The sequence below is a fragment of the Clostridium minihomine genome (assembly GCF_900240385.1).
In the GTDB taxonomy this organism is placed as follows: Bacteria; Bacillota; Clostridia; order Oscillospirales; family Acutalibacteraceae; genus Faecalispora; species Faecalispora minihomine.
In genome coordinates this window covers 233,264-258,194 of the sequence record NZ_OEQH01000004.1, presented here as the reverse complement: position 1 = coordinate 258,194, position 24,931 = coordinate 233,264, and the positions used below count along the sequence as shown (strand labels likewise).

At 47.6% G+C, this 24,931-nt stretch carries 24 protein-coding genes and 1 tRNA gene; 11 read left to right on the top strand and 14 right to left on the bottom strand.

Annotated features, from left to right (window positions below; translation table 11 throughout):
* Nucleotides 1-227 precede the first annotated feature (227 nt).
* From C1A02_RS10945 to C1A02_RS10935, 3 genes are all read left to right on the top strand, one after another.
* Nucleotides 228-1,010 (top strand): heparan-alpha-glucosaminide N-acetyltransferase, encoded by a 783-nt coding sequence (locus tag C1A02_RS10945; RefSeq protein WP_243577991.1) that lies wholly within the window; start codon nt 228-230, stop codon nt 1,008-1,010.
* Between the two features lie 81 nt (nt 1,011-1,091).
* Entirely contained in the window at nt 1,092-2,186 is a 1,095-nt protein-coding gene (gene ychF, locus C1A02_RS10940; protein ID WP_164997197.1) for a redox-regulated ATPase YchF, read from the top strand.
* A gap of 225 nt (nt 2,187-2,411) precedes the next feature.
* A complete protein-coding gene (locus C1A02_RS10935) occupies nt 2,412-3,266 on the top strand; it encodes a hypothetical protein (RefSeq protein ID WP_101698253.1) in 855 nt (284 codons plus the stop codon).
* Between the two features lie 258 nt (nt 3,267-3,524).
* Here C1A02_RS10935 and rbr read toward each other — a convergent pair whose 3' ends face one another.
* From rbr to C1A02_RS10890, 9 genes are all read right to left on the bottom strand, one after another.
* A complete protein-coding gene (gene rbr, locus C1A02_RS10930) occupies nt 3,525-4,064 on the bottom strand; it encodes a rubrerythrin (protein ID WP_101698252.1) in 540 nt (179 codons plus the stop codon).
* 169 nt (nt 4,065-4,233) lie between these two features.
* A complete protein-coding gene (rsmI, locus tag C1A02_RS10925) occupies nt 4,234-5,058 on the bottom strand; it encodes a 16S rRNA (cytidine(1402)-2'-O)-methyltransferase (RefSeq protein ID WP_101698251.1) in 825 nt (274 codons plus the stop codon).
* Nucleotides 5,055-5,795 carry a tRNA1(Val) (adenine(37)-N6)-methyltransferase gene (locus C1A02_RS10920; RefSeq protein ID WP_101698250.1) on the bottom strand — a complete coding sequence of 247 codons (741 nt, stop codon included), beginning with the start codon at nt 5,793-5,795 and terminating at the stop codon, nt 5,055-5,057. The genes rsmI and C1A02_RS10920 overlap by 4 nt, the downstream gene beginning before the upstream one ends.
* Nucleotides 5,796-5,956: 161 nt before the next feature.
* Nucleotides 5,957-6,130 (bottom strand): 4Fe-4S ferredoxin, encoded by a 174-nt coding sequence (gene fdxA, locus C1A02_RS10915; RefSeq protein WP_101698249.1) that lies wholly within the window; start codon nt 6,128-6,130, stop codon nt 5,957-5,959.
* Nucleotides 6,131-6,225: 95 nt separating this feature from the next.
* Nucleotides 6,226-7,095, bottom strand: coding sequence for a PSP1 domain-containing protein (locus C1A02_RS10910; protein WP_101698248.1), 870 nt, complete (start codon nt 7,093-7,095; stop codon nt 6,226-6,228).
* A gap of 22 nt (nt 7,096-7,117) precedes the next feature.
* Nucleotides 7,118-7,987 carry a DNA polymerase III subunit gene (locus C1A02_RS10905; RefSeq protein WP_101698247.1) on the bottom strand — a complete coding sequence of 290 codons (870 nt, stop codon included), beginning with the start codon at nt 7,985-7,987 and terminating at the stop codon, nt 7,118-7,120.
* Nucleotides 7,984-8,307: a cyclic-di-AMP receptor gene (locus tag C1A02_RS10900; protein WP_101698246.1), complete on the bottom strand. Its 324-nt coding sequence runs from the start codon at nt 8,305-8,307 to the stop codon at nt 7,984-7,986. The genes C1A02_RS10905 and C1A02_RS10900 overlap by 4 nt, the downstream gene beginning before the upstream one ends.
* Before the next feature lie 57 nt (nt 8,308-8,364).
* Complete coding sequence (locus C1A02_RS13865) at nt 8,365-9,696, bottom strand: aminotransferase class I/II-fold pyridoxal phosphate-dependent enzyme (protein WP_101698245.1); 1,332 nt, start codon at nt 9,694-9,696, stop codon at nt 8,365-8,367.
* A 99-nt stretch (nt 9,697-9,795) separates the two neighbouring features.
* Nucleotides 9,796-10,929, bottom strand: a complete 1,134-nt coding sequence (locus C1A02_RS10890) for an HD domain-containing phosphohydrolase (RefSeq protein WP_101698244.1) — start codon at nt 10,927-10,929, stop codon at nt 9,796-9,798.
* A 167-nt stretch (nt 10,930-11,096) separates the two neighbouring features.
* Here C1A02_RS10890 and C1A02_RS10885 point away from each other — a divergent pair.
* Together C1A02_RS10885 and C1A02_RS10880 are read left to right on the top strand one after the other, a co-directional pair.
* A tRNA-Arg gene (locus C1A02_RS10885) sits at nt 11,097-11,173 on the top strand.
* A gap of 766 nt (nt 11,174-11,939) precedes the next feature.
* The gene (locus C1A02_RS10880; protein WP_101698243.1) at nt 11,940-13,184 is read left to right on the top strand and encodes an ROK family transcriptional regulator; all 1,245 of its coding nucleotides are present in this window, start codon (nt 11,940-11,942) and stop codon (nt 13,182-13,184) included.
* Nucleotides 13,185-13,421: 237 nt separating this feature from the next.
* Here C1A02_RS10880 and C1A02_RS10875 read toward each other — a convergent pair whose 3' ends face one another.
* Together C1A02_RS10875 and C1A02_RS10870 are read right to left on the bottom strand one after the other, a co-directional pair.
* Nucleotides 13,422-14,597 (bottom strand): NAD(P)-dependent malic enzyme, encoded by a 1,176-nt coding sequence (locus tag C1A02_RS10875; protein WP_101698242.1) that lies wholly within the window; start codon nt 14,595-14,597, stop codon nt 13,422-13,424.
* A gap of 26 nt (nt 14,598-14,623) precedes the next feature.
* Nucleotides 14,624-15,736 (bottom strand): Ldh family oxidoreductase, encoded by a 1,113-nt coding sequence (locus C1A02_RS10870; protein WP_101698336.1) that lies wholly within the window; start codon nt 15,734-15,736, stop codon nt 14,624-14,626.
* 677 nt (nt 15,737-16,413) lie between these two features.
* On the opposite strand from C1A02_RS10870, the gene C1A02_RS10865 reads away from it, so the two are divergent.
* Nucleotides 16,414-16,752 carry a DUF2651 family protein gene (locus tag C1A02_RS10865; protein ID WP_101698241.1) on the top strand — a complete coding sequence of 113 codons (339 nt, stop codon included), beginning with the start codon at nt 16,414-16,416 and terminating at the stop codon, nt 16,750-16,752.
* 212 nt (nt 16,753-16,964) lie between these two features.
* Here C1A02_RS10865 and C1A02_RS10860 read toward each other — a convergent pair whose 3' ends face one another.
* The 3 genes from C1A02_RS10860 to trxA form a co-directional block, all read right to left on the bottom strand.
* Entirely contained in the window at nt 16,965-17,636 is a 672-nt protein-coding gene (locus C1A02_RS10860) for a Crp/Fnr family transcriptional regulator (RefSeq protein ID WP_101698240.1), read from the bottom strand.
* A gap of 113 nt (nt 17,637-17,749) precedes the next feature.
* Complete coding sequence (locus C1A02_RS10855; RefSeq protein WP_101698239.1) at nt 17,750-19,432, bottom strand: FAD-dependent oxidoreductase; 1,683 nt, start codon at nt 19,430-19,432, stop codon at nt 17,750-17,752.
* 50 nt (nt 19,433-19,482) lie between these two features.
* Entirely contained in the window at nt 19,483-19,797 is a 315-nt protein-coding gene (gene trxA, locus C1A02_RS10850; protein ID WP_101698238.1) for a thioredoxin, read from the bottom strand.
* Between the two features lie 264 nt (nt 19,798-20,061).
* Here trxA and C1A02_RS10845 point away from each other — a divergent pair, with 264 nt between their 5' ends.
* The 5 genes from C1A02_RS10845 (at nt 20,062) to C1A02_RS10825 (ending at nt 24,927) form a co-directional block, all read left to right on the top strand.
* Nucleotides 20,062-21,075: an ABC transporter substrate-binding protein gene (locus C1A02_RS10845; RefSeq protein ID WP_101698237.1), complete on the top strand. Its 1,014-nt coding sequence runs from the start codon at nt 20,062-20,064 to the stop codon at nt 21,073-21,075.
* Nucleotides 21,076-21,328: 253 nt separating this feature from the next.
* Nucleotides 21,329-22,363 (top strand): ABC transporter substrate-binding protein, encoded by a 1,035-nt coding sequence (locus C1A02_RS10840; RefSeq protein ID WP_101698236.1) that lies wholly within the window; start codon nt 21,329-21,331, stop codon nt 22,361-22,363.
* A gap of 142 nt (nt 22,364-22,505) precedes the next feature.
* On the top strand, nt 22,506-23,510 hold the full coding sequence (locus C1A02_RS10835; RefSeq protein ID WP_370737802.1) for an ABC transporter permease: 1,005 nt from the start codon (nt 22,506-22,508) through the stop codon (nt 23,508-23,510).
* 12 nt (nt 23,511-23,522) lie between these two features.
* Complete coding sequence (locus tag C1A02_RS10830; RefSeq protein WP_101698235.1) at nt 23,523-24,317, top strand: ABC transporter ATP-binding protein; 795 nt, start codon at nt 23,523-23,525, stop codon at nt 24,315-24,317.
* Between the two features lie 88 nt (nt 24,318-24,405).
* Entirely contained in the window at nt 24,406-24,927 is a 522-nt protein-coding gene (locus tag C1A02_RS10825) for a hypothetical protein (protein WP_101698234.1), read from the top strand.
* Nucleotides 24,928-24,931 lie beyond the last annotated feature (4 nt).

Genomic DNA, 24,931 nt, shown 5'->3' with positions numbered 1-24,931 from the left:
AAAAATCATTTTCAGTATACGGTAAGAACGGCAAAACAATAGATTAGAATAAACTGTCGTTCAATGTTCTTTCAGGCGTCGGAAGTTTAGCTTCCGCTTACGCCGTAAGGTTATTATAACATGACATCGTTCCAGTTTGAAGCGTTATTTTTGCTTATGTTCCGTCAGAAATTGAGCAATTTTTGTATATCAGCCACCAGTTTCTGTTTTTTGCAGGAGGATTTGTTTTGAAGAATAGCATAGAGCCACAGGCAGAACGGCGTTCCCGGCTGCATTTGATGGACGAGCTGCGGGGGTTTGCGGTTTTTTGCATGGTGTTTTACCATGGGTTTTATACGCTGGCTTTTTTATATGAACTGAAATGGGCGACATTTTTGTTTTGGTTTTTTACTCCTGCGGAGCCGTATTTTGCAGCCCTGTTTATTTTTATTTCGGGAATATCCTCGCTGCTTTCCCGCTCGAACCTGCGCCGCGGGTTTCGGCTTTTACCAATAGCGTTGGCCGTAACGGCGGTAACGCTTCTGATAACCCCGCAATATACCATTTGGTTTGGAATTTTGCACTTCCTTGCCATCAACATGATTTTATTTGGGCTGTTTGGAAAATATCTGGAAAAAATCCCGTTTTCTTGGGCAATGGTGTTGCTGTGCGCTGTTCTGTATTATTTTACCAAGACTATACCAATGGGGTATTTGGGCTTTGGCCCCGTTTCCATTCTTCCCTTGCCGCAGGTTTTCTATCAGCAGGCTTGGCTGGTTTTTATGGGTTTTTACGGCTCGTCCTTTACTTCATCGGATTATTTTCCGCTGCTGCCTTGGGGATTTGTGTTTTTGGCGGGTACTTTTGTGGGGCGATTGGTGGCACAGGGGCGCGTGCCCCAGTGGATGTATAAAAGCCGTGTGCCGTTTTTTTCGGTTATGGGGCGCTGGGCTTTGGCGATTTACATTGCCCATCAGCCGGTGATTTACGCGGTATGCTGGCTGTTAAAGCGGGTGGGATTGTTTGGATAAGCGGTTGCTCTTGCGCGGGCAGGGGAAAAAGAATATAATAAACTGGAATGCTTTTGTGACAGAAAGAGGTTGATGAGTGAAATGAAGCTGGGAATCGTCGGACTGCCCAACGTGGGGAAGAGCACACTGTTTAATGCAATTACCAATGCGGGGGCCCAGTCGGCCAACTATCCGTTTTGCACCATAGAGCCCAATGTGGGTGTTGTGGCGGTGCCGGACAAACGTCTGGATCGCTTGGCAGAAATGTATCATCCGGAAAAATTCACCCCTGCCACCATTGAATTTGTAGACATCGCCGGTTTGGTTCGGGGAGCTTCTAAGGGAGAGGGCCTAGGCAACCAGTTTTTGGCCAATATCCGAGAAGTGGATGCAATTGTTCATGTGGTGCGCTGTTTTGAAAATGACGATATCATCCATGTGGATGGGAGCGTGGATCCCGCCCGGGATGTGGAAACCATTAATTTGGAACTAATTTTATCTGATATGGAAGTATTGGACAGGCGTTTGGATAAATCCCGTAAAATGCTGAAGGCAGATAAAAAGTACCAGACCGAATGTGAGTTCTTAGAAAGAGTGCGGGCAGAGCTGGACGCAGGACACACAGCCCGCAGCATGGAGTGCAGCCCGGAAGAAGAGGAAATTCTTTCTACGGTATCCCTTCTGACCAACAAGCCTGTGATTTATGCCGCCAATATGTGCGACACGGATTTTAAAGACGGAGTCGAGAAAAATCCATATTTTGCAGTGGTTCAGAAACTGGCTCAGCAAGAGAGTGCCGGTGTACTGCCAATTTGCGCAGAAATCGAAGCCGAAATTTCGGGTATGGAGCTGGAAGAAAAGCAGATGTTCCTAGAGGATATGGGGTTGCACGAATCGGGACTGGATCGTCTGATTCGGGAATGCTATAGCCTTCTGGGGCTCATTTCTTATCTGACGGCAGGCCCCCAAGAGGTTCGCGCCTGGACGATTAACCAGGGAACAAAAGCGCCCCAGGCCGCGGGCAAAATTCATACGGATTTTGAGCGGGGCTTTATCCGGGCAGAAGTGGTGGCTTTTGAGGATCTGATGGCCTTCGCAGGCATGACGGCTGCAAAAGAAAAGGGTCTGGTTCGCTCCGAAGGCAAGGAATATGTGATGAAGGACGGCGACGTGGTGCTGTTCCGGTTTAATGTATAATTGGTTGTGGATTCCTCTGATGAACAGGTGGATAAAAGCAACGCATCTGTAAAAAAAGAGGATCGGCATCTGCCGTTCCTCTTTTTTTATGTCACAAAATCCATGTTTTATTTGTTCTATTGTTTGAACGGCAATTTTGTACAGCACAGAAAATAGGGATTTTGTTTTTGGGGTGCAAGAGAATCAGGCGTTGCATAATCTAATGGAAAGAAAAGAGGTGTTGTTTTGGATTGGGTTAAGCAAATTAAAAAAATATTGACCGGGAAAATCGTGTGCATTTCTTTATTTGTATTTTTTAACGCATACACATATTTTCATCCGCAAATTTTTCAGAATATTTACGATATTTATGATAATCATCTGTTCCTGAAACGGATTGTTTCACAAATATTTTTTTTGCTGGCTATTATTATTCATAACGGCCAAAGAACCGAGTTTGAATCCGCGTTTTTGAAACAGATAAAAAGCATAGAAGACCCTGATTCCGCCAACGGAACACGAAAGATACTTCCGCCTTACTTTAGTTTTTATTGGGAATGGTCGCTTTGGGCTTGTGCCATTTTGTATTCGGTCTTGTATTCTTTTGTGGATTCGAAAGTGTCTGTGATGTGGGTTTTGGCAGAAGTTTTTTTGCTGCAAACTGTGGTTACCAGTTTTTGTTCCAAAAGACAAATTGGCAACGAAGATACGGCGGTCATGCGCCTTCATACCCGCTTGGTAGAGATTTTCGCAAAGCCTTATTGGATCCCACTGTTTCTGATAGGTTACGCAGCCTACTTATGGATTCACCAAGACTCTTTGTCTATTAATCCGTATTATCCGATCAAAGCAGATCGGGTTTGGTTGATTTTCTTTGCAGTTTTTGCGTTCTTTCTTTCTCAAAGAAAAGAAGCACGGCTGTATCAAAAGCATCCTTTTTACTCTTGGAATGTGTTAGCTCAGATTTTGCTGTTTGCTGTTTTACAATATGCTTTTTACTCTTTGAGGGTGGAGGTATCTCCTTTTATCACCTTTACGGGCGTGTTTCTCTTGTCAGGAATTTGCGTGGATGTGCTGATAAAAGTCAAGCAATTAGAATGAATGGATCAAAAAAATGGTCATCTGAAACTTACTTGCGGAAAAGCTGCGCTTCTCTTTGGGGTGTAATGGATTGAAAAGGGTACGGCTGAAACCCGAAGTGTCTATAAATGAAACTGTTTTTGCAGAAGAAGATAGGCGGGGGACCGGCAGGCTGTGGCTTTTGCCAAAATAAAAAAAGGGCTATTGCACTTTAAAAGTGCAATAGCCCTTTTTGCGGCGATTCGCTGCAAGCATCTGTTCTTTAGCGGTGAGAAAACATTAATAGTTTTCTGCTTTGCGCTCAAAGAATGCCTGGGGATGCTTACAGGCGGGACAGAGCTTCGGTGCCTTTTCGCCGATGTGGATGTATCCGCAGTTGCGGCATACCCAAACGGTTTTTTCGCCGCTCTGGAACACGATATCTTCCTCAATGTTTCTCAGCAGCTTGCGATAACGCTCTTCGTGAGCTTTTTCCACACTGGCAACCATCTTCATGGCAGCAGCAATCTCACGAAAACCTTCTTGCTCTGCGGTTTCCGCAAATTCCTTATACATTTCGGTCCACTCATAGTTTTCACCCTGAGCGGCATCCAGCAGGTTCTCTTTGGTGGTGCCGACTTCTCCGCCGTGCAGATATTTAAACCACAGCTTGGCATGTTCTTTCTCATTGCCGGAAGTCTCTTCAAAAATAGCTGCAATTTGCTCGTAGCCCTCTTTTTTTGCCTGAGAGGCATAGAAGCTGTACTTGGTTCTGGCCTGTGCTTCTCCAGAGAATGCAGTCAGCAGATTGGCTTCGGTTTTGCTTCCTTTCAGTTCCATACTGTAAGTCCTCCTTTAAAAATGTAGGAAGGATGTCCATCCTGATTCCTCCGTTTGGTAAAAAACGGAAAGCCGGATTCCTGGCATTCTGAAATAGGATGCGATCTCTTCTTCATTATTATACTAAAATCTGTAAAAAATACAAGAGGAAAACAGCATAAAATAAGAATTATTCGCAGATTTTTTTATAGATTTCGGCTTTTGGGTAGCCACTTTCTTTTGCAGCTTTCTTTGCTGCGTCTGAAACGGAATTGCCTTCGGACAAAAATGTTTGGGCCAAAGCGATGGCGTCCTCTAATGTAAAAGATTGTTTTTGTTCGATGGGGGCACCTTCCACAACCAGAACAAATTCTCCTTTGGCGCCGCCGTTTGCGTATTTTTCAGCGGCTTCTGCCAAAGTAGTGCGAATTACTTCTTCGTGAATTTTGGTCAGCTCGCGCACTAATGCAATTCGGCGGTCCCCCCAGGCGTTCAGCATATCAGAAAGGGTAGAGGCCAGCTTGTGGGGAGCCTCATAGAAAATCATAGTGCGTTCTTCTCGGGCCACCTGTTCCAAATGTTCCCGACGAGTGCGCTTATTCATGCTTAAAAAGCCTTCAAAGGTAAACCGGCCGGTGGGAAGCCCCGAAATTGCCAAAGCAGAGATGACGGCGCTGGGGCCGGGCACCACCAAAGTGGGAATGCCCAATTCGGCGCATTGCGCCACCAGAAGTTCGCCGGGATCAGAAATAGCCGGCATTCCCGCGTCGGATACCAGCGCACAGGTTTCCCCGTCTAAAATCCGACGGCAGATGATGCCGCCGCGCTCCAGCTTATTGTGCTCATAATAGCTGATCATGGGCTTTTTGATGCCCAAGTGGTTTAACAGTTTTATGGTTACCCGGGTGTCTTCTGCGGCGATAAAGTCCGCTTCTTCTAAAGTTTGTGCTGCCCGGGGAGAAAAATCCGATAAATTTCCAATGGGAGTTCCTACCACATAAAGTTTTCCGGTCATACATGCCCCTCCTTATAATCCCCGTAAATGTCCAGCATTTCCCGGGTAAAGCTTCCATCCTCATTATGGAGGATCAGCGGCGGCTCTACCACCAGTCCGCCGGGCTGGCCGTTTTTACGAGCCTGCAATAAAAACAGCCCCGGCGCTTTTCCCTGACGGGCCTGTACAAACCGAAGGCGCTTGGGCTCGAGCTGATTGCGGCACAAAGAGGTAATCACATCGGCCAGCCGCTCTGGCCTTTGGCACAGACAAAAACGCCCTCCATACCGAAGTGAGGCCGCTGCGGCTTGGGCGATATCTTCTATGGTACAGGTTTCCTCGTGCCTTGCCAATCGTTTTCCCTCTTGCGGGTTTTGAATTCCTGCTCCCTGCATTTTGTACGGCGGATTACAGGATACCAAATCCAGGTTTTCCAGCCAGGGGTCCCGGGGCTGGGCAGTTTTGATTTGCCGCAGATCCAGATTCAGTACCCGCAGGCGATCGGAAACGCCGCAGTGAGAAATGGAGTGCTGAACCAATTCACAGGCATCCTTCTGAATTTCTATCGCACAAATGCATTGGGGGGAATAGCGTGCCAGCCAAATCAGCGGGATGGCACCGCATCCGGTTCCCAAATCGGCACATCGTTCCCCTTTTTTGGGGGCGGCAAAGTGAGCCAGCAAAATGGTATCGGTATTAAACCGGTGGGTGTCTGATACAAAAACGGATTGGTTTTTCGATAGGGGCTCCAGCTGCATACAAACCTCCGCAAAAAGTAAAATAAAAAAAGTAAATTCAAATAAGAAGTGCCGATGGAATGGTAAAAATAGAATATAAGACGTAGCCAAAAGGGTGGCTTGTCCAAAATTTAAGGCGGAGCAAGCTGCTCCGCCTTAAATCCAATACGAATTAATTGATCTTAAGCTTCCGGATTCGGAGCCCCTACGGGACAGACAGCTGCGCAAGCGCCGCACTCTGTGCAAATTTCGGGATCAATTACATACTTGTCCGCGCCATCAGAGATAGCGCTCACGGGACACTCGCCAGCGCAAGCGCCGCAAGAAATACAATCGCTGTTAATTACATATGCCATTATAAAGCACCTCCAGAATAAGTATTTACACCCTTATTCTAGCACAGAATGGCAGAAATGCAACTGATTTTTTTTGACAATACATGAAAATATACCTAATCTTTTTCCAGTTCTTTCAATTCTTCCAATTCGGCCTTATTTAGTCGAAGCTGCGCATCTTTGATGAGCTTGACCTCTTTGACCTTATAGGTAGCGGGCGCTGCGTCAGGGGCTTTGTCCAACCGGATTTGCAAAACACCGGTTAAAAGGTTTTGATCCACCACTGTGCCGCGTCCTTCGGGGGTCATCACAATGGCATTTACCTTGGGGGTGGTGCGCAGCAAGTCCAGATAAGCTTCTTGCTCATATTTCAGGCAGCACATCAGCCGCCCGCAGGTTCCAGAAATTTTCACCGGATTCAGCGAAAGATTCTGTTCTTTCGCCATCTTAATCGATACCGGCTGAAAGCTGCCCAAAAAAGTGGAGCAGCAGAAAGGCCGGCCGCAAATGCCAAGGCCGCCCAGCATTTTTGCTTCGTCTCGCACGCCGATTTGGCGCAGTTCGATGCGGGTGCGGAAAACAGAGGCCAAATCTTTGACCAGTTCCCGGAAATCCACACGGCCGTCGGCAGTAAAATAGAATAAAATTTTGCTGTTGTCAAACGTATATTCCACATCCACAAGCTTCATTTCCAGTTTGTGGGCGGCAATTTTTTTATTGCAAATTTCAAACGCGCTTTTTTCACGGATTCGGTTCTCCGCCATTTTTTTCAGGTCGTCCTGAGTGGCGATACGGATCAGCTTTTTCAGGGGCTGCACGATATTTTCATCGCTGACCTCCCGGTTTTCCATCGCGACCTCTCCGCACTCTATGCCGCGAGAGGTTTCCACGATGACCATATCACCTTTTTTCAGTGCGTTATTGTCGGGGTCAAAGTAATACACCTTGCCCACGTTTTTAAATCGTACGCCAATTACTTCGGCCATAGTTTTCTCCTTCAAATTCTTATCAATACCCTGCCACGGCACGCAGCTGCGCACAGAAAACGGTAACCAGCAGGGTGGTGTTGGCGTTTTGCTCCATCCGCCGCCGGGTTTGCACCGCCAGCTCGGTTAGCGCCAGCAGGCGGTCACGGGTTAAAACCGCCGCCAGTTCTTCTGCCGTGGGCTCGCGGGTCAGGCTGGTTCCCCCGGCCCGCAGTACGGCAGCATCACGGAACAGCAAAATCAGCCGGTCAAGCACTTGCCGCAGCAGATCCCGGTTTTGGGTGAGCGGTGCACAGGTTTTGAGCACCGCCGCTTCTTCCGGCAATGTAATTTCCCGAAGAATTTTTGCTGCCAGCGCATCGGCTTCGGGATTCAAATTGGATTCTTCCCGCGGCTCTAAAGTCAGAATGAGTGACCGGGAGCGGATGGTGGGAAGCAATGCGGAAGCAGACGGACAGGTTAAAATAAATAAAATCCCGTTCGGCGGTTCTTCCAATATTTTTAATAATGCATTTTGAGCCTGTTCAGACATCGTTTGAGCCTCAAACAGGCAATAAATTTTTCGGGATGACTCGTTGGGCTTAATAAAAGCATCGCTGCGGATGCGGCGCACCGCATCCACATGGAACGACCGGGCGGCGGAACCGCCGCTTTCGGTTATGATATCGGGATGACTGCCTGCTTTTGCCTTGACACAAGCCGGGCATATCCCGCAGGGGCGCTCTCCCTGAGCGGTGCATATGCAGGCTCTTGCCAAAATTCCCGCCAGAGCGCGCTTGCCGCTGCCGGGGGGGCCTTCCAAAATAACAGCGTGGGGAAGGCGGCCCTGATCCAAAGCAAGGGAAAGCTGCTGCCGAAGGGAATCGTTTCCTGTAAATCCCTCAAATATCATACTTTTTCAAACCGATCCACGTTCAGCACAAAGATGGTGGAACCACCGACCGTGACCTCCACGGGGAAGGAAGCGTAAAGCCCCATATCCATGGTAGAAGCGCTTGGCACGATCTGTGTGCGGCGGCTGCTGTGTGCGGCTATTTCAGAAATGACCTCGTCGACTTTTTCGTCCTCTACCCCTACGATAAAGGTGGTGTTGCCGGCTTTTAAAAAACCGCCGGTAGTTGCCAGTTTGGTAATGGGGAATTGCTTTTTTGTCAATGCGGCCTGTACCGTGGCACTGTCGTCACTGCTGACAATGGCAAGGATCAGTTTCATACATATCCCTCCTATACAGGTTGCGGAAACTCCGAAAAAAGCGTATGTGTATCAGAATTATTTTACCACTTTCATTGCAAAAATGCCATACCTGCGTAAAAAGTCCACAATTTCCCGTGTGATTTTTTCGCCGGGCATCACAACGGGCACGCCGGGTGGGCAGGGGCAGGCTGCTTCTGCGGCAATTCTTCCCACAGAATTGCTCAGTGAAACGGTTTCTTGGGGGGCCAAAAGGGCCTGCCGGGGCGACAACACATAGTCCGGCAGTTCTGGCAGCGGGTGTGCCGCCGTAACGGGACTTTGGGGATGCAGCGCTTTCAGTCCGTGTTCCAGCCGCCTAAAATCCTCTTCGCTGTTAAAAGGCGTAGGAATCAGCACGATTTGGGCATCATCGGCATATTCGGGTTCCACACCCATTTGCCGCAGTTGCTCTGCGGCATCTTTCCCGCAAATTCCAGCTTGGGCCGTGCGCAGCGTCAAGCGGGTGGGATCGCACAAGCCCAATGGGGAAGGAAAACCCAAGTCCTCAGCCAGCAAACGAATGGCGCTTACCCGTTGTTCCAAAGAAGAAAAGGCCGCATGCCCTTTCTCTTCCAGCCAAGCCCGGGCCAAATCCAGCGAGGCCATGATGGGGTAAGAGGGGCTTGTGGAGCCAAACAGAGCCATGGCACGCTTTGCTTCGTCCACAAAGGATGGCTCGGCCAGATGAAGCCATGCACCGCCGGTAAGTACGGGTAACGTTTTGTGGGCGGAACATGCCGTGGCAGAAGCGCCCAAAGAGAGGGGGTGCAGATTTTCTGTTCCGAACCTCAAATGAGTTCCGTGGGCATTGTCCACCAAAAGGGGAACTTCTTTCTCTTGGCAAACCCCGGCAATGGCCGGAATATCCGCCAATACCCCGTAATAATCGGGGCTGGTGAGAAAAACGGCTTTGGCGTTTGGGTGGCGGTTCAGCGCATCTTCAATGTCCCTGCTCTCTATACGGCCCGGAAGCCCTGCCCCGGCGGTGGGGCGGGGCAGAATCCAAACAGGGGTAATATCCAGAAGGGCCATGGCATTGACCACACTGCGATGAAGAATCCGATCGAACAAAATGATTCCGCCGCAAGGTGCGGCTAAACACAGCATGGTTTGAAGACAAAGGGTGCAGCCTCCGGCAGAAAATAAAGTTCGCGCGGCGCCAAACACTGTGGCCGCCCGTTGCTCGGCTTCTAAAATTGCCCCTTGGGCTTCGTATAGGCTGTCAGTGTCTGGCAGTTCGGTAAAATCGAAAGAGAGAAGATGTTCCGGCAAAGCATCCGGTGCGCTTTTGTGCCCCGGCGTGTGGAACGAGGAGCGGCTTTTCCGCTGATGTTCCAAAAGAGCGGTGTAGAGCGGTGTTTCAGTCATATGGGTATCCTTTCCCTTGGGTAGTCCTTTTCTTCATTATAATTCACAGTCGTCCGGTTTTCAATTCCGGTGATACGTTCGACAGATGCTATTTTTCTTTTATTCCGGAATTTGATACTTTTTTTCTGTTATCATAGAAAAAAGAGTATCGACGGCCAAAGAATCGTAGCATGTCCCCCGATTTTTTAGCAGCTCATCAAAGGCGATTGAAGGAGAAAGTGCAGGGCGGTACGGTCGGTGCGAGGTCATTGCTTCAAACACATCAGCGACAGCAAGCACTTTGGCTTCCGGCAACATTTCGTCCGATTTCAGGCCGCGGGGGTAACCGCTACCGTCCAGCCGTTCGTGATGCTGACGGATGATTTCTGCCAGAGGCACAAAAAAAGAAATGTCTTTGACAATTTGATAGCCGATTTCTGCGTGAGTTTGAATCAGCTCTTTTTCCAACGGAGTTAGCTGAGAAGGCTTTGTCAGTAAATCCCCGGGAATGCCGATTTTTCCAATGTCATGCACCAAAGCGGCCCGACGAAGAACTTCACAGCGTTCTTCTTTCCAACCCATTTCGCGGGCAATGTCATAGGCCAGGCGGCTAACCCTTTGCTGATGCCCCGAGGTGTAAGGGTCTTTTTGTTCTACGATGCGCGCAATGGCTAACAAAGTGCCATCCATGGCTTTTTCCAGCTCACGGGCTTTTTTTGCAATATCCTGCCGGTAGCGGATGTTATCAATTGAGATAGCCGCCGTATCGGCCAATGCTTGCAGCACCCGCATTTGTTCCCGTGTGGGGCTGTGCGGCTCTGTCCAATAGCACCCGATAATACCGATGGGATCTTGCGGGCGAATAGGAAGCATGGCCAAGCTTTTTAGAAATGTGTTTTTAGAAAGTTTTGATGGGATTCGGGAATCATTTTCCATATTTGAAATTAGAATAGGCTGTCGTTCTTTTAGAACCAATTCCCCCACCAGGGTATCAATGGAGGAACACATCCGCCGGCATAAGACAGGAACCGACTGGTCGGTAGCACAGTGGCAAGACTCGCCGCCAAGCAAAAGAAAAGCCGCCCTCCGGCAGCCGGTCAGCGTGCAGGCGGAATGACAGACCAGTTTCATGACGCCTGGTAAATCGTGGGTGGCAGAAAGCTGTTGTACAATTTTGATTAGATAGTCGATAGATTCTGTCACAGGGATTGGTGCAGATACGGTGTGATCATTGGATTTTAGGCGAAATCTCATTTGGATTCTCCTTTCAGAGGCCTGCCTTTCATCATATGCGGACAGGGGTTGGAGATTTCCTCGCTTTTGAGTAAAGATGGGGTTTTTGGTGTGAAAGGAATCTGAAAAAATCCGAAAGAAGGATTGAATATCTGTTTTTGTTGTGTTATACTACTATAGTCATATGACCGCCCGTGGCGAAGCTGGATATCGCAGCAGATTCCGATTCTGAAGGCCGGGGGTTCAAATCCCTCCGGGCGGGCCAGAAAAAGACAACCTTTTCTTTTGAGGAAGGGTTGTCTTTTTTTCTTTTTATTTTCGGATGTGAAAAGAAGCATCGTGCTATGCTTGGGTTTCTGCTTTTTAAAAGCAGAAGAATGGAAGTTTTTTGTATGGGTGTTACGCTTTGGAGATTATGTTAAAAAATCAAATTAGGCTTTTGGGTCTATGCCTTTTTAAAAAACAGAAAATTCCTTTATTTCGCTTTGGACTTTCGGTTTTCTCTTTTTTAAGACATAAATTCCTAAAAAATTGGTAGGGCAAATTGAAAGAATTCAAAGCGTCATTTGTCTTGTTTTTAATGATTAAAACAATTAATTAATATGATTTTAAGTTGCTTTATTTACATGGATTCTGTTATAATAAAGACATTATATTCTATATATATTATGAATTATAAAAGTGTGGTGTGTTTTGTCTGTACAGGAGTTAATTAATTTAATTAATTGTGTGAATACCAACCAATCGGTTTGTCGCCATTAAAGAGAAAGATAAAACGAAAAAAGAATGATTTTATATTGGATAACACTCTGGAAATGAATACGATTTGATTCAAAAAAAGGTTTTATTTCATTTTTCAGAGCTTTTTTCGCCGAAACGGAACAGTTTGGCATGAAGATGTGCGGTTGGCGCTTGAGAAGAATGTTTTCATCAGCAGTGCCTGAATTGGCGTTCCGTAACCAGAGTAATGGGCTTGCAAAAGAATAGGAGAAGAAACAGGTTAGTTTAAAACAGGGAAGGAGAGTGTGAGCATGAACCCTGTTCGAGAAAACGGCGTAAATATGCTGGCTGTAAAAAAACAGAACCGCAGTTCTATTTTGCAGCTGATTCATCATATGGGAAGCATTTCAAGAAAAGAGATTGCTGTGCGTTTGGGGCTGACCCCTGCCGCGATAACCATGATTACAGGCGAACTTTTGGAAGAAGGGCTTCTCAGCCAGATAGAAAGCGAAAAGGACAAAAGCAGCAATCGAAAAGGGCGCAGGGAAGTGCTGCTCCAGATTAACGGAAAGCGTTTTGCAGCTTTGGGAGTGTCGATTGCCCCGCAAAAATTCCGGGTTCTTTGTATGGACTTGGACAATAACATTTTGTTTGAGAACTTGGTCTATACGGGTGACTGCCGGGGCAAATCTTCTGCAGTTCTAGAGAGAATCATTGAAATGGTGCAGGAAAAATTACAGGAATACGATGTGCAAAGCTCCAGAACTGTGGTGGGGTTGGGGGTTAGCATCAGCGGAGAGGTGGACAGCCGAAGGGGCGTTAGCGTTAATTCTTTTCCGATTTGGGAACAACAGCAGGTTCCTGTTGCCGATATTTTGGCCGCAAGGCTGAAAATACCGGTGCTTTTGACCAATCATATCTGTGCATTGACTCATGGCGAAAGTATGCTGTCAAAGCAACTGCCGTCAAGTTCAACTCTGTTCATTCAGTATGGGCCGGGTTTGTGTGCCGCACGTTCTTTGGGGGAAGGAAAATCCAGCGTGTTTGACTATAAGGATATTTCGCTGGGACATATGATTGTGGAACCCAATGGCGCACCTTGTGTTTGTGGGAATCAGGGGTGTTTAGAAACCATTCTTCATTACGATTCCATTGAGAACACGTTAAAGGGCCTTTTGAACAAAACACGAACCCCGATTCTTTGGGATTTGGTGGCAGGGGATCCCTCGCGAGTAACTGTGCAGGAAATTATCAGCGCCTATGATTCTGAAGAGCGAGTGGTGGAGCAAACGCTGGAGCGGGTGGTTTTTTATCTGAGCCTTATGATCAAAAATGTGCTGACTCTTTTTGATTTAGAGAGAGTTGTTTTGTATGGGGATCTGTTCGAAAATGAAAAATTCAGCGGTGAAGTCCAGCGGCAGCTGGCTCGTTATCCGCATACCGGCCAGATAAGTTTTAGCCATAACAATGGAAATCTGGAAACCTTTGGCCCAGCGGCTATGGTGGTCAGCCTGTTTTTTGAAGACGGGGGTGTGATAGAGCCTCCGGTTGATTAATTTTACACGTGGACAAAGAGACATGCTCAATAGAACTTGGCTGTGGAGCGGTTTTTGTAAAGATTTAAAGAGTTGAAGTGAAAAAGTTTTGCAGGGATAAAACACAAAAGCGATATTGTGTAAAAGTGAGACTTTATTTTCTATGAATTCTAGTTTCAGCACAAAATGGAGGACCCAACCGGAATATCCGGCTGGGTCCTCCATTTGATAGGGATCATTGACATGACTTGTAAGCAATTAAATTCTGGCGACACCTGTTTTGCGCGCAGCTTCTGCCACGGCTTTGGCTACCGCCTTGCCCACACGGGGGTCAAATGCCTGGGGAATAATGTATTCAGCATTGCGCTCTTTGTCGGTAATCAGGCCGGCCAGCGCATAGGAAGCGGCTATTTTCATCTCGTCATTGATATCGCTGGCTCTTACATCAAAGGTGCCCCGGAAAATGCCGGGGAAAGCCAGCACGTTGTTTACCTGATTGGGGAAGTCGCTGCGGCCGGTGGCGATAACAGCGGCTCCGCCTGCTTTAGCCTCATCCGGGAAAATTTCCGGTGTGGGGTTGGCGCAGGCCATTACAATGGAATCTTTGGCCATGGTTTTAACCATTTCAGTGGTAAGCACGCCCGGTGCAGAAACGCCGATAAACACATCTGCGCCCACCAGAATGTCAGCAAGGCTGCCCTGCTGCTTGTTCAGGTTAGTCACTTTGGCCATTTCATCTTTAAAAGAGTTCATGCCCTTTTCGCGGCCGGCATAGATAGCGCCTGTGCGGTCGCAAAGGGTAATATTGCGGAAGCCGTCAGCCAAAAGCAGCCTGGTGATCGAAATGGCTGCTGCGCCGGCGCCGTTTACAACAACTTTTACCTCTTCTTTTTTCTTGTTAACCACGCGCAGGGCGTTGATCAGGGCAGCCAAAGTAACCACAGCGGTGCCGTGCTGATCGTCGTGGAAGATCGGAATATCGCATTTTTCCTTTAGTTTCTTTTCGATTTCAAAGCAACGGGGAGCCGCGATATCCTCCAGATTTACACCGCCGAAGGAACCGGAAATTAAGTAAATTGTGTTGACAATTTCATCCACATCTTTGCTCTTGACACAAAGTGGGAATGCATCCACATCGCCAAAGGCTTTGAACAGAACGCATTTGCCTTCCATAACCGGCATGCTGGCTTCCGGCCCAATATCGCCAAGGCCCAAAACGGCAGTGCCGTCGCTGATAACGAGGCACATGTTGTGGCGGCGGGTCAGGTCGTAGCTCAGGTTTATGTCTTTTTGAATCTCCAGGCAAGGCTGAGCCACGCCGGGGGTATATGCCAGAGAAAGATCCTCTTTGGTATTGGTGGGAACTTTGGCAATTACTTCAATCTTGCCTTTCCATTCCCCGTGCAAACGAAGAGATTCTTTTGCAAAATCCATATTGTTATCCTCCTTCTGTTGCGGGTTTATGCTTCAAACGGGAATTTATACTGAGTCAGACCCAAATGATCGCGCACGGTGATCAGCTCTTTCTGCACGCCTTCGCTGACGGGAACACCGGTATTTTTACGCTCCTGCCAAATGAAGTACTCTTTTTCACCGGCGGTGTAAATACGATCGTGTCCCGGTGCTTTTTCAGAAGCGCGCAAATCGCGAAGAATATCGCCCGCTGTCTTTTTAAAGCTTTCCAGACCCATGAAGGCCTCGGTGTCGATGGCGATGAAGAAGTGTCCCAGATGGCAGGGTTTGCGGTTGCCTTTTTCATCCCGATCCGACAGTGCTTTCAAGAAGCTGCCTGCCTGCAATGCAGAGGAAAGAACCTCAACTACAGTGGCATAGCCATAACCCTTGTATCCGCCCAGCTCATCGCCGATTCCGCCCAAGGGGGTCAGGGCAGCACGGTTGGCGGTCAGTTCGTCCAGAATCTGCTGAGAGTCGGTTAAAGTTCCGCCATCGCGTGTGATAACGGTGCCTTCAGCGCATTTTTTGCCGATACGTGCATAATATTCAATCTTGCCGCGCTGCTGAATGCTGGTGGCGCAGTCCAGATTAAAGATGAATTCTTCGTCTGTGGGGAAGCCGATGGTCAGGGGGTTTGTACCCAACATGTTTTCCACACCAAAGGTGGGGGCAATGGAGGGTCTGGCGTTTGTGCCGGTGATGCCGATGCAGCCTGCCTTTGCGGCCATAGAGCTATAGTATCCTGCAATGCCGTAATGGGTCGAGTTGCGCGCAACCACCATGCCCATGCCGTACTCTTTTGCTTTTTTAATTGCCATTTCCATGGATTTGTAGCCGATTACCTGTCCCATACCGTCGTGTCCGTCCACAACTGCGGTGGTTTTGGTTTCACGAATAATTTCATAATTTGTGGTCGGGAATTGAGTGCCTGCCATAATGCGGTCGATATAGATGGGCTTAAAACGGTTTACACCATGGGACTCGATCCCCCGGCGATCCGATTCCAAAAGGATATCGGTGCAGATACGGGCGTCATCTTCAGGAATGCCATACCCTTTAAATGCGTCCACCAAAAACGCCTGCATAAAATCCCACGGTACATTTACATAGCCTGCCATAACAAAATCTCCGCCTTTCCATAAAAAAATAAATGGTTTGTATTGAGTCATAAACTTCCCCATTAGAAGCGCAGGGGAAATTTAACAACAGGTTTGGTCATTGCGGGAAAATTGTGAAAAAACTAAAATTTAAACCTTTAACTATCATATTAGCCTTAACTGAACTGCATGTCAATAATTTATCAATATTTTTTTAAAAAGATTTTTTTATAGTAATTATTTCTAAAAATGACTGAAAATTAAAAATCATTTCCAGAAGTTAAAACAAAATCTTCTTTTTGGTCTTTTTGGATTTTACGAAACAAAAGTGCAGAAATCCTCTGTTTTTTCACAATTAATTAAAAGAGTTAAAATATTGCCTGTAATTACAGTAAAAACAGCTTTTTTATAAAGGGTATTTTTAATTCCTCTGCGCAAAAAAGAGTTTTTTATATGGGATTACAATTATTCCCGAATGGCTGAAATAAAATGAAAGATAGCAGACACAAAAAGACCGTGTCTGCTATCTTTCATCTCACTTCACTCATCGAAGCTGGCAACCGGGTGTTCTTTCAGGAATTATGCAAACCGTCGGTTTGACGGTTTGTTTTTTTAGAAAGGACTTTTGCTGCTTGTCATAAAGCCGATTTATTGATATGCTAACGATAATGAAATAATTTTTATTTAGGAGAGTGCCGATGGAAAAACTAAAAGAGATGCTGCCCTTTTTAGCAGCTATTCTAGCCGCGTTTTATTTGCTGCCGCTGCTGATTCAGAACACCGGAACAGCAATGTCTGTTTTGCTTGTGATGGTTCCGCTGGTCTGTTTGCTTTGTGCTTTTGTTTATGGATTCCGAAATCCCACTCATAACAGTTTGATTTATTCTATTTTAGTGGGAATTTTATTCTTACCGTCTGTTTTTATTTTTTATAATATCAGCGCATGGGGCTATGCGGTGGTTTATGGAATATTTTCGTTAATCGGGAGCGTAATGGGAACATCCATCGCCAAAAATAAAATGAAAAAATCAAAATAAGCGGATTTACGTTTTCAGTACCTATCCTGTTACAAAGAAATGTCATTTAAAATCTTTTCGGATGAAACCCAGCCTGTTCTGTACGTTGGTGCAGCGGGCAAGGCCCGTTTGCAAGGTGCGCTCACAATTTTTGTGGGCGCATTTTTTGTTTTGAAAAGCCGGAATTACAATCCTTTGAGAAGCCGATGGAAACGGCCGTGACAAAAGCCTTGTTACTGCACCAGACTGCGAAGTTTTTTGGTGTCCAGAAGTGTGATTTGGCCCCGGGCAATTCGAACCAATCCCTCCCCGGCGAAATATTTCAGCATTCGGCTTACTACCTCGCGGGCGCTGCCCAAGTGCCGGGCAATTTCATCGTGGGTTACGGCGAAGGACAAAGAGCCTTCAATTTTGCTTTGATCCAGCAAAAAGGAAGCCAGACGGCTGTCAAAACTGGTGAACAGGATTTGTTCCATCATCCACATCACATCTGAAAAGCGAGAAGCCATCAGCTGGCTGGTGAAATCCGCAATGGGTGTCGATTCCCGCATGAGTCCCTCATACAGATCGGCGGGAACAATAAAAACATCTGAGTCTTTTTCTGCCTGAACATGCAATTCAAAGCTGATATTCTTCATGATGCAGGAAGCGGAAAACAAACAGATGTCCAAAGGGAAAAGGCGATACAACGTGACCTCTTTTCCGCTGTCTGAAACGATAAACACCCGCAGTTGACCTTCCCTTACCAGAAAAAGGCCCGAACAGTCGCTGTGGCCCTGATGCAAAAGCTGGCCGCGTGCAAATTTTTTGTGGCGTGTCTGAGCCTTCACCCGCTCTTTTTGCCGAGGAGTCAGCTTCTCCCATTGAGGAAAAACAGACTCTAAAGCAATTGGGGTCTGAATCATTGTAACACCCCCAAAGATAAAAAAACAGACCTTATCTATAAACAGTATAAGGTCTGTTGGAAAAATATTCAATATATTTAAGGTTTTAAATGAAAAATAATTATTTTCTTTCCTTACTGTGCAGAAAGTTCTGGATTTTCCCACGCACGGTTGCTCTGGATGATTTCGTAAAGACGATATCCGCCCGACAGATTATGGCAGTGGAATCCGTTTTGGGATAAAATCCGGCAAGCCAAATAACTGCGCAGTCCGCTGTGGCAGTGCACGAAAATTTCCTTTGCCGAATCCAGAGAATTCAGGTGCTCGCGCAGGGAATCCAGCGGAATATGTTGCGAACCGGGGATAAGGCCCTGACTTCGCTCCCAGTGGGTGCGCACATCCAGAAGAACAGCGTCGGGATTCTTCTGAATTTCTTCGATTTGATTCCAATGGAATTGCTGTACTTTTCCCGTCAAAAGATTTTCAATGGCATAGCCGGCCATGTTGACCGGATCTTTGGCCGAGGAATAGGGGGGAGCATAGCAAAGCTCCAGCTCTGTCAAATCGTATGCGGTCATTCCGGCGCGAATGGCGGTGGCCAGTACATCGCCCCGTTTGTCTACTCCGCCGAATCCTACCAGCTGGGCGCCTAAAATCCGGCCGGTTTCTTTTTCAAACAGAACCTTAGTGGTCAGGTTTTCTGCACCCGGATAATAAGTGGCATGAGAAGCGGAAAAGATGTGGATTTTATCAAAATTCAGTCCGGCTGCCGCGGCGAGTGTTTCGTTGAGCCCTGTGGTGGCCACCGTCATGTCAAACAGCTTTAAAACTGAAGAACCCTGTGAGCCGCGGTAAACACTGTCTAGCCCGCAGATGCAGTCTGCGGCAATCCGACCTTGTTTGTTGGCGGGGCCGGCTAAAGGAATCATCGAGGGCTTTCCGCTGACCAGATGGAACACTTCGACTGCATCGCCCACGGCATAGATGTTTTCATCCGAGGTGAGCATGTGAGCATCCACCACAATGGCGCCCCTTTCGTTGGTTTTTAATCCGGCCTCACGGGCAAGTTTTGTTTCAGGACGAACGCCTGCGGCCAGAAGAACCAGCCCCGCCGAAAGAACCGTTCCGTTTTCCAACTGAACTTGAAGTTCGCCTTCTTTCGGTACAATCTCTTGGATTCGTTGAGACAATACCAACTCAACGCCTTTGTGGTGAAGATATTGCTGTACCTCACAGGCCATATCGTAATCCAGAGCGGCCATTACGTGGTCGGCGGCCTCAACTAACGTGGTTTTCAGCCCGGCTTGAGCCAGGTTCTCTGCCATTTCCAGCCCAATAAATCCGCCGCCGGCTATCACGGCGTTTTTGACCTGATTGGTTTGGATGAATTTTTTAATGCCCAAAGCATCCGGTATGGTGCGCAGGGTAAAGACCCCCAAGGCATCCGTGCCCGGAATAGGAAGGCGAACCGGTTCTGCCCCGGGGGACAGGATCAGCTTGTCGTAAGACTCTTCATAAGATTCCCCGGAAAACAAATCCTGCACAGTGATGGTTTGACTTTGCGGATGGATGGCGGTCGCCTCATGATTCGTGCGCACCTCAATTTGAAAGCGCATGCGGAAACTTTCGGGTGTTTGAAGGGTGAGTGCCTCTTCCTGAGTGATTTCACCACCCACATAATAAGGCAGTCCGCAATTGGCAAAGGAAATGTGATTCCCCCGCTCTAAAAGAAGAATTTGTGCCGATTCATCCAGTCTGCGCAGGCGAGCTGCCGCAGACGCGCCGCCTGCGACACCGCCGATGATGACAACTTTCATGGTTTGTTTCATCCTTTCTGTTCCAAAACCTCACATTTTGTGGTGAAAGCTTATTCTTCCAGCATTTTTAAAATTTGTGCTTTGGGTCTTAGACCAACCGAAGAAGCCGCCAGTTTGCCGTTTCGCATCACGGCCAGCATGGGAATGCTCATCACCTGAAACTGCTCGGCCAGCGCCCGCTCTTCGTCCACATCAATTTTTGCAATTTTCACTTTTCCGTCCAGCTCTTTTGCCAGCTGTTCCATAACGGGGGAAAGCATTCGACAGGGGCCGCACCAGGGAGCCCAAAAATCAATTAAAACAGGCTCTTTCGATTCCAGAACTTCTTTTTGATAGTTTTTATGTGTTAAATGGATGATAGACATAAAATAGCCTCCCAATAAATTATTGTTCTTATTACATAGAATAGCAGGAAACCCAATTTATGTATGTGACTTTATTACGAACCGATCGGCTCCGGCCAAGGATGCGCTCTGTGCAGGGGAGGCGTCTTTTGTGCCATGTTTTGCGGAATCATTGATTTCGGGGGTTGACATTTTGAAACGGGGCGAGTACAATTACTTTTAGCAATTGATGCTTTAAACCAATAAATCGTTTGTGGCGGTTTTCGCGCTGCGGAGGAGGAAAATATGAAACGATTCAAGAAAATAGTTGCGGTGGCTTTGGCTGCTGTGATGACGGCTTCTTTGGCAGGCTGCGGCAATACCAACGGAAGCTCTGTTCAGGCCGGCGGAAGCAGCGGTGACAAAGCTATCACCATTGGTGTGGCTCAGCTGATGACACATCCGGCGATGGATGCAGCGCTTAAAGGATTTAAAGACGCCCTTCAGGCCGAAGGCTTTGAAGAGGGTAAAAATATTAACTATGACATTCAGAATGCGCAAGGGGATCAGGCCAATTGTATCACCATTGCCAATACGTTTGCCAATAAAAAGCCCGACTTGATTCTGGCAATTGCCACTCCGGTGGCGCAGTCAGTGGTAAAAGTGATTACGGATACTCCGGTTTTGGTAACGGCGGTGACAGACCCGGCAGAAGCCAAGCTGGTGAAAGACAATCAGGCCCCCGGTGCAAACGTATCCGGAACCAGTGACAAAACGCCGGTGAAACAGCAGATGGAACTGCTGAAAGAAATTGCTCCCCAGGCAAAAACCATCGGTTTGATGTATACTTCCAGCGAAACCAACAGTCAGATTCAAATTAAATGGGCCAAAGAGGTCTGTGATGAGATAGGCCTTGGTTATCAGGAGTTTACCATCTCAAATTCCAATGAAATCCAGCAGGTAGCTCAGTCTATGGTTGGCAAAGTGGACGCGGTTTACATTCCCACAGACAATATGCTGGCTTCCGGAATGAAAACGGTGTCTGCAGTGGTTACCGGTGCGAAATTGCCTTTGATCGTCGGTGAAGTTGGCCCGGTCGAAAACGGCGGCCTGTGCACAGTGGGCATTAACTATGAAAAGCTGGGGTACCAGACTGGGTTGATGGCGGCTAAAGTGCTCAGGGGCGAGGCTCAAATTGGAGAAATGCCCATTGAATACCAGGAAGACTACGACATCTCTTACAATGGAGAAGTGGCCAAACAGCTGGGAATTACACTTCCCGACCGTATTTTGGCGGGTGAGGATGTCAGCGCCCGATAATCTGTTGTAAATTCACAAAAAGAACAAAGAAAGGGGAAATCCGGAGAAGAAAAAATTTCCGGTGTCCCCAGTCAAAAGCAGGCGGCCTTTGTGCCAGCCTGCTTTTTTTCTGCTGAAAAAAGGGGAACCCTGCGGATGGGATGAAATCAACACTTGACATTTTTTTGATAGAAGAGTAAAATACAGCTATTAATTTTTGTGCTTTAAACCAATGAACAATTCAACTAAGTAAAGCGTCTCGAGGAGGACCAATATGTGGATAAAAAATAAAATTGCTGCGGTGGCGCTTGCTGCAACGGTAGCACTGACGGCCACGGCCTGTGGAAATTCCGGCGGCGATTCATCGGCAGCGGCCGGAAACTCTGGCGGAGATACAGGAAAAATGATTACCGTTGGTGTGGCGCAGCTGGTGACGCATCCCTCGTTGGATGCTTCGCTCAAAGGATTTCGGCAGGCATTGGCGGATGAAGGCTTTGTGGAAGGCAAAAACATTACTTATGACGTTCAAAATGCACAGGGCGAACAGGCAAACTGCGTGACCATTGCCAATACATTTGCTAGCAAAAAGCCGGAACTGATTTTAGCAATTGGAACTCCTGCGGCTCAGGCGGTGGTAAAGGTGATTACCGATACCCCGGTGTTAGTAACGGCCATTACCGACCCGAAAGACGCAAAATTGGTGCAAAGCAATGAAAAGCCCGGTGCAAATGTATCTGGAACCAGTGATAAAACGCCTGTAAAAGAGCAGCTTCAGCTATTAAAAGACATGGTTCCTTCTTTGGAAACCGTGGGGATTCTGTACAGCTCCAGCGAAACCAATAGTAAGCTTCAGGCAGAGTGGGCAAAAGCAGCCTGCGGCGAATTGGGGCTGAAATATCAGGAATTTACCGCATCCAACACCAACGAGGTGCAGCAGGTGACCCAGTCGATGATGGGCAAGGTGCAGGGCGTGTATATTCCCACCGATAATCTGATGGCTTCTAACATGAAAAATGTGACTTCTGTGACCACCCGCAATAAAGTTCCTGTGGTTCCCGGTGCTGTGGGCATGGTAACCGACGGCGGAACCTGCACGGTGGGCATCAATTATGAAAAATTAGGATATCAAACCGGGATGATGGCAGCCAAAGTATTGCGCGGCGAAGCGAATGTGGGGGATATGCCCATTGAGTATCAAGAGACACTGGATACTCACTATAACAGTGTGGCCGCAACAGAAATGGGTTTGACAATTCCGGAATCAATTTTGAAGAGCGGCCAGGATTCTGCAAATGCTGGCAAGAAATAAAACTTGAATTTTTCGGCGCTTTCCATTAAAATAATCCAAGAGAAACGCGTGTGACGTAAAATTCAAACCGGAAATGCAGACATCAGGCGGTGGGCAGTCCCACCGCCTTCTATGCTGTAAATACAGGGGAATGGGGAAAGATATGAACTTGATGAATTTACTGGGTGCGATTCACGCCGCTGCAGCTCAGGGTGTGCTGTGGGGAATTATGACGCTGGGCGTCTATATCACCTTTCGAATTCTGGATTTTCCAGACTTGACGGTAGACGGCTCTTTCGCCACCGGCGGTGCGATTTCTGCCATCCTGACCGAAAAAGGAATGGATCCTTTTTTAACTTTGCTGTTTGCCATGGCAGGCGGAATGGTCTGCGGGTTTATTACAGGATTTTTAAATACCAAAATGAAAATCCCCGGAATTTTGGCGGGTATTCTGACAATGACGGCCTTGTATTCTATTAATCTGCGCATCATGCAAGACAGGGCGAATATTCCCTTGCTGGGTGTGGATACGGTGGATTTGCGTGTGGAACATTGGATTCCCGGCCTTTCCCGTTACAATGCGCAGCTGGTGCTGGGCGGCGTTCTGGTGATTGCCGTTATCATGTTTTTGTATTGGTTCTTTGGCACGGAATTGGGCAGCGCAATTCGCGCAACCGGAAACAATGCTCAAATGGTTCGCTCTTTGGGCGTGAATACCGACGTCACTGTGATTCTGGCGCTGGTTTTGTCCAACGGCCTGGTGGGGCTGTCGGGTTCTTTGGTGGCTCAGGTCAATGGATTCGGCGACGTCAGCATGGGAATCGGTACGATTGTTATCGGACTGGCCTCGGTGATTATCGGTGAAGTGATTTTGGGGCAGAGATTGGGCTTTTTGCATCGGCTGGCAGCGATGATCGCCGGCTCTGTGGTGTACCGTGTGATTATTGCGGTGGTTCTGTTCTTCGGCCTGAAATCGCAGGATATGAAGCTGCTTTCTTCTATTGTGGTGGCATTGGCTCTGTTTACTCCCATCATGAGCAGGAATTTTCAGGAATATATGGTTCGCCGTGCGGCGCAAGGCCCCAAAGGGTTGGTGCCGGACAGCGCTTTTGAAGATGTGATCGATAATTCGGACAAGGACCCGGATGAAGCGAACCAGAAGGATTGAGGAGGGCTTGATATGCTAAAATTAACCAATGTATGCCGTACCTTTAACAAAGGAACGGTAAATGAAAAAAAGGCCCTGGTCAATCTGAATCTTCACTTGAAGCCTGGGGATTTTGTCACGGTAATCGGCGGAAACGGAGCCGGGAAGAGTACGCTGCTGAACATGGTGGCAGGCGTGTTTCCCTGTGACGGCGGCCAAATTGAGCTCGATGGTGAAGATATCACTTTTTTGCCGGAATACAAGCGTGCAAGACTATTAGGGCGCGTGTTTCAGGATCCCATGCGGGGCACAGCCGGAAATATGTGGATTGAGGAAAACTTGGCTTTGGCCAATCGGCGCGGCAAACGGCGCACGCTGCGCTGGGGAATCACCAAAGAGGAACGCGCCCGGTATCAGGAACAGCTGCAAGTGTTGGAATTGGGCTTGGAAGACCGGCTCAGCAGCAAAGTTGGGCTGCTTTCCGGCGGCCAGCGTCAGGCGCTGACTTTGCTGATGGCTACCTTGCAAAAGCCAAAGCTTTTGCTGTTGGATGAGCATACAGCTGCACTGGACCCCAAAACGGCAGCAACAGTCCTTCGTTTAACCGATGAATTTGTGAAACGGGATAACCTGACGGCGCTGATGGTGACCCATAATATGCGTGATGCATTAACGTATGGCAACCGTATTATCATGATGAATGCAGGCCAAGTCCTGTTTGACATTGAAGGGGAAGAAAAAAAGAACTTGACGGTGGAAGCGCTGCTTCAGCGGTTCCAGTCGGCTCAAGGTGATGCTTTGGTCAATGACCGTATGTTGTTGTCTTAACCGAATCGGGATAAAAAAGAAGAAGGCTTGCGGTGCAGGCCTTCTTTTTGTATAATGAAACAAATGGGTTGAGAGAAAGGGAACGGGCATGACGAAACTATTTATCGCGATTCTATTTTTGTTTTTAGATTATAACATTTCCTTTGGATCTGGAATGATCGGAATTTTGCCTGATTTTGTAGGGTATGCATTTTTGCTGGCGGGAATAAAGGAACTTAGCGATTACAGCGGCCGGTTTATGGATATTCGCCTTTATGCCAAGATTTTTATGGGCGTGTCTGCTGTTATTTATGTGGCGGATTTGCTTGGGTTCACCACACCACTTGGGTTTTACGGGTTATTAATTCTGCGAATTTTAATCACGGGCGCGGCACTGTTTGTATCTTACCTTTTGATTTTTGCCATCAATGATGTGGAAATTAAATCGCGTAAGCGAATGAACAGCAAACAGCTGATGACCAGCTGGAAAATTACCGCTTTGTTCTTTGTGGCGGCCTATGCCATTGTTTTATTCCCGGAAGGCGGAGGGTTCGCCCCTATCTTTATGCTGATAGCAGGGGTGTATTTCTCTACTTCTTTCTATCAGGTGTGCCGAAAATATCGGAGCTAATCAA

Coding starts and splice junctions, on each gene's coding strand:
- ychF (WP_164997197.1), top strand. CDS start 1,092: ATGAAGCTGGGAATCGTCGGACTGCCCAACGTGGGGAAGAGCACACTG.
- rbr (WP_101698252.1), bottom strand. CDS start 4,064: ATGGAACTGAAAGGAAGCAAAACCGAAGCCAATCTGCTGACTGCATTC.
- rsmI (WP_101698251.1), bottom strand. CDS start 5,058: ATGACCGGAAAACTTTATGTGGTAGGAACTCCCATTGGAAATTTATCG.
- C1A02_RS10920 (WP_101698250.1), bottom strand. CDS start 5,795: ATGCAGCTGGAGCCCCTATCGAAAAACCAATCCGTTTTTGTATCAGAC.
- fdxA (WP_101698249.1), bottom strand. CDS start 6,130: ATGGCATATGTAATTAACAGCGATTGTATTTCTTGCGGCGCTTGCGCT.
- C1A02_RS10910 (WP_101698248.1), bottom strand. CDS start 7,095: ATGGCCGAAGTAATTGGCGTACGATTTAAAAACGTGGGCAAGGTGTAT.
- C1A02_RS10905 (WP_101698247.1), bottom strand. CDS start 7,987: ATGATATTTGAGGGATTTACAGGAAACGATTCCCTTCGGCAGCAGCTT.
- C1A02_RS10900 (WP_101698246.1), bottom strand. CDS start 8,307: ATGAAACTGATCCTTGCCATTGTCAGCAGTGACGACAGTGCCACGGTA.
- C1A02_RS13865 (WP_101698245.1), bottom strand. CDS start 9,696: ATGACTGAAACACCGCTCTACACCGCTCTTTTGGAACATCAGCGGAAA.
- C1A02_RS10890 (WP_101698244.1), bottom strand. CDS start 10,929: ATGAGATTTCGCCTAAAATCCAATGATCACACCGTATCTGCACCAATC.
- C1A02_RS10880 (WP_101698243.1), top strand. CDS start 11,940: ATGAACCCTGTTCGAGAAAACGGCGTAAATATGCTGGCTGTAAAAAAA.
- C1A02_RS10875 (WP_101698242.1), bottom strand. CDS start 14,597: ATGGATTTTGCAAAAGAATCTCTTCGTTTGCACGGGGAATGGAAAGGC.
- C1A02_RS10870 (WP_101698336.1), bottom strand. CDS start 15,736: ATGGCAGGCTATGTAAATGTACCGTGGGATTTTATGCAGGCGTTTTTG.
- C1A02_RS10865 (WP_101698241.1), top strand. CDS start 16,414: ATGGAAAAACTAAAAGAGATGCTGCCCTTTTTAGCAGCTATTCTAGCC.
- C1A02_RS10860 (WP_101698240.1), bottom strand. CDS start 17,636: ATGATTCAGACCCCAATTGCTTTAGAGTCTGTTTTTCCTCAATGGGAG.
- C1A02_RS10855 (WP_101698239.1), bottom strand. CDS start 19,432: ATGAAAGTTGTCATCATCGGCGGTGTCGCAGGCGGCGCGTCTGCGGCA.
- trxA (WP_101698238.1), bottom strand. CDS start 19,797: ATGTCTATCATCCATTTAACACATAAAAACTATCAAAAAGAAGTTCTG.
- C1A02_RS10845 (WP_101698237.1), top strand. CDS start 20,062: ATGAAACGATTCAAGAAAATAGTTGCGGTGGCTTTGGCTGCTGTGATG.
- C1A02_RS10840 (WP_101698236.1), top strand. CDS start 21,329: ATGTGGATAAAAAATAAAATTGCTGCGGTGGCGCTTGCTGCAACGGTA.
- C1A02_RS10835 (WP_370737802.1), top strand. CDS start 22,506: ATGAACTTGATGAATTTACTGGGTGCGATTCACGCCGCTGCAGCTCAG.
- C1A02_RS10830 (WP_101698235.1), top strand. CDS start 23,523: ATGCTAAAATTAACCAATGTATGCCGTACCTTTAACAAAGGAACGGTA.
- C1A02_RS10825 (WP_101698234.1), top strand. CDS start 24,406: ATGACGAAACTATTTATCGCGATTCTATTTTTGTTTTTAGATTATAAC.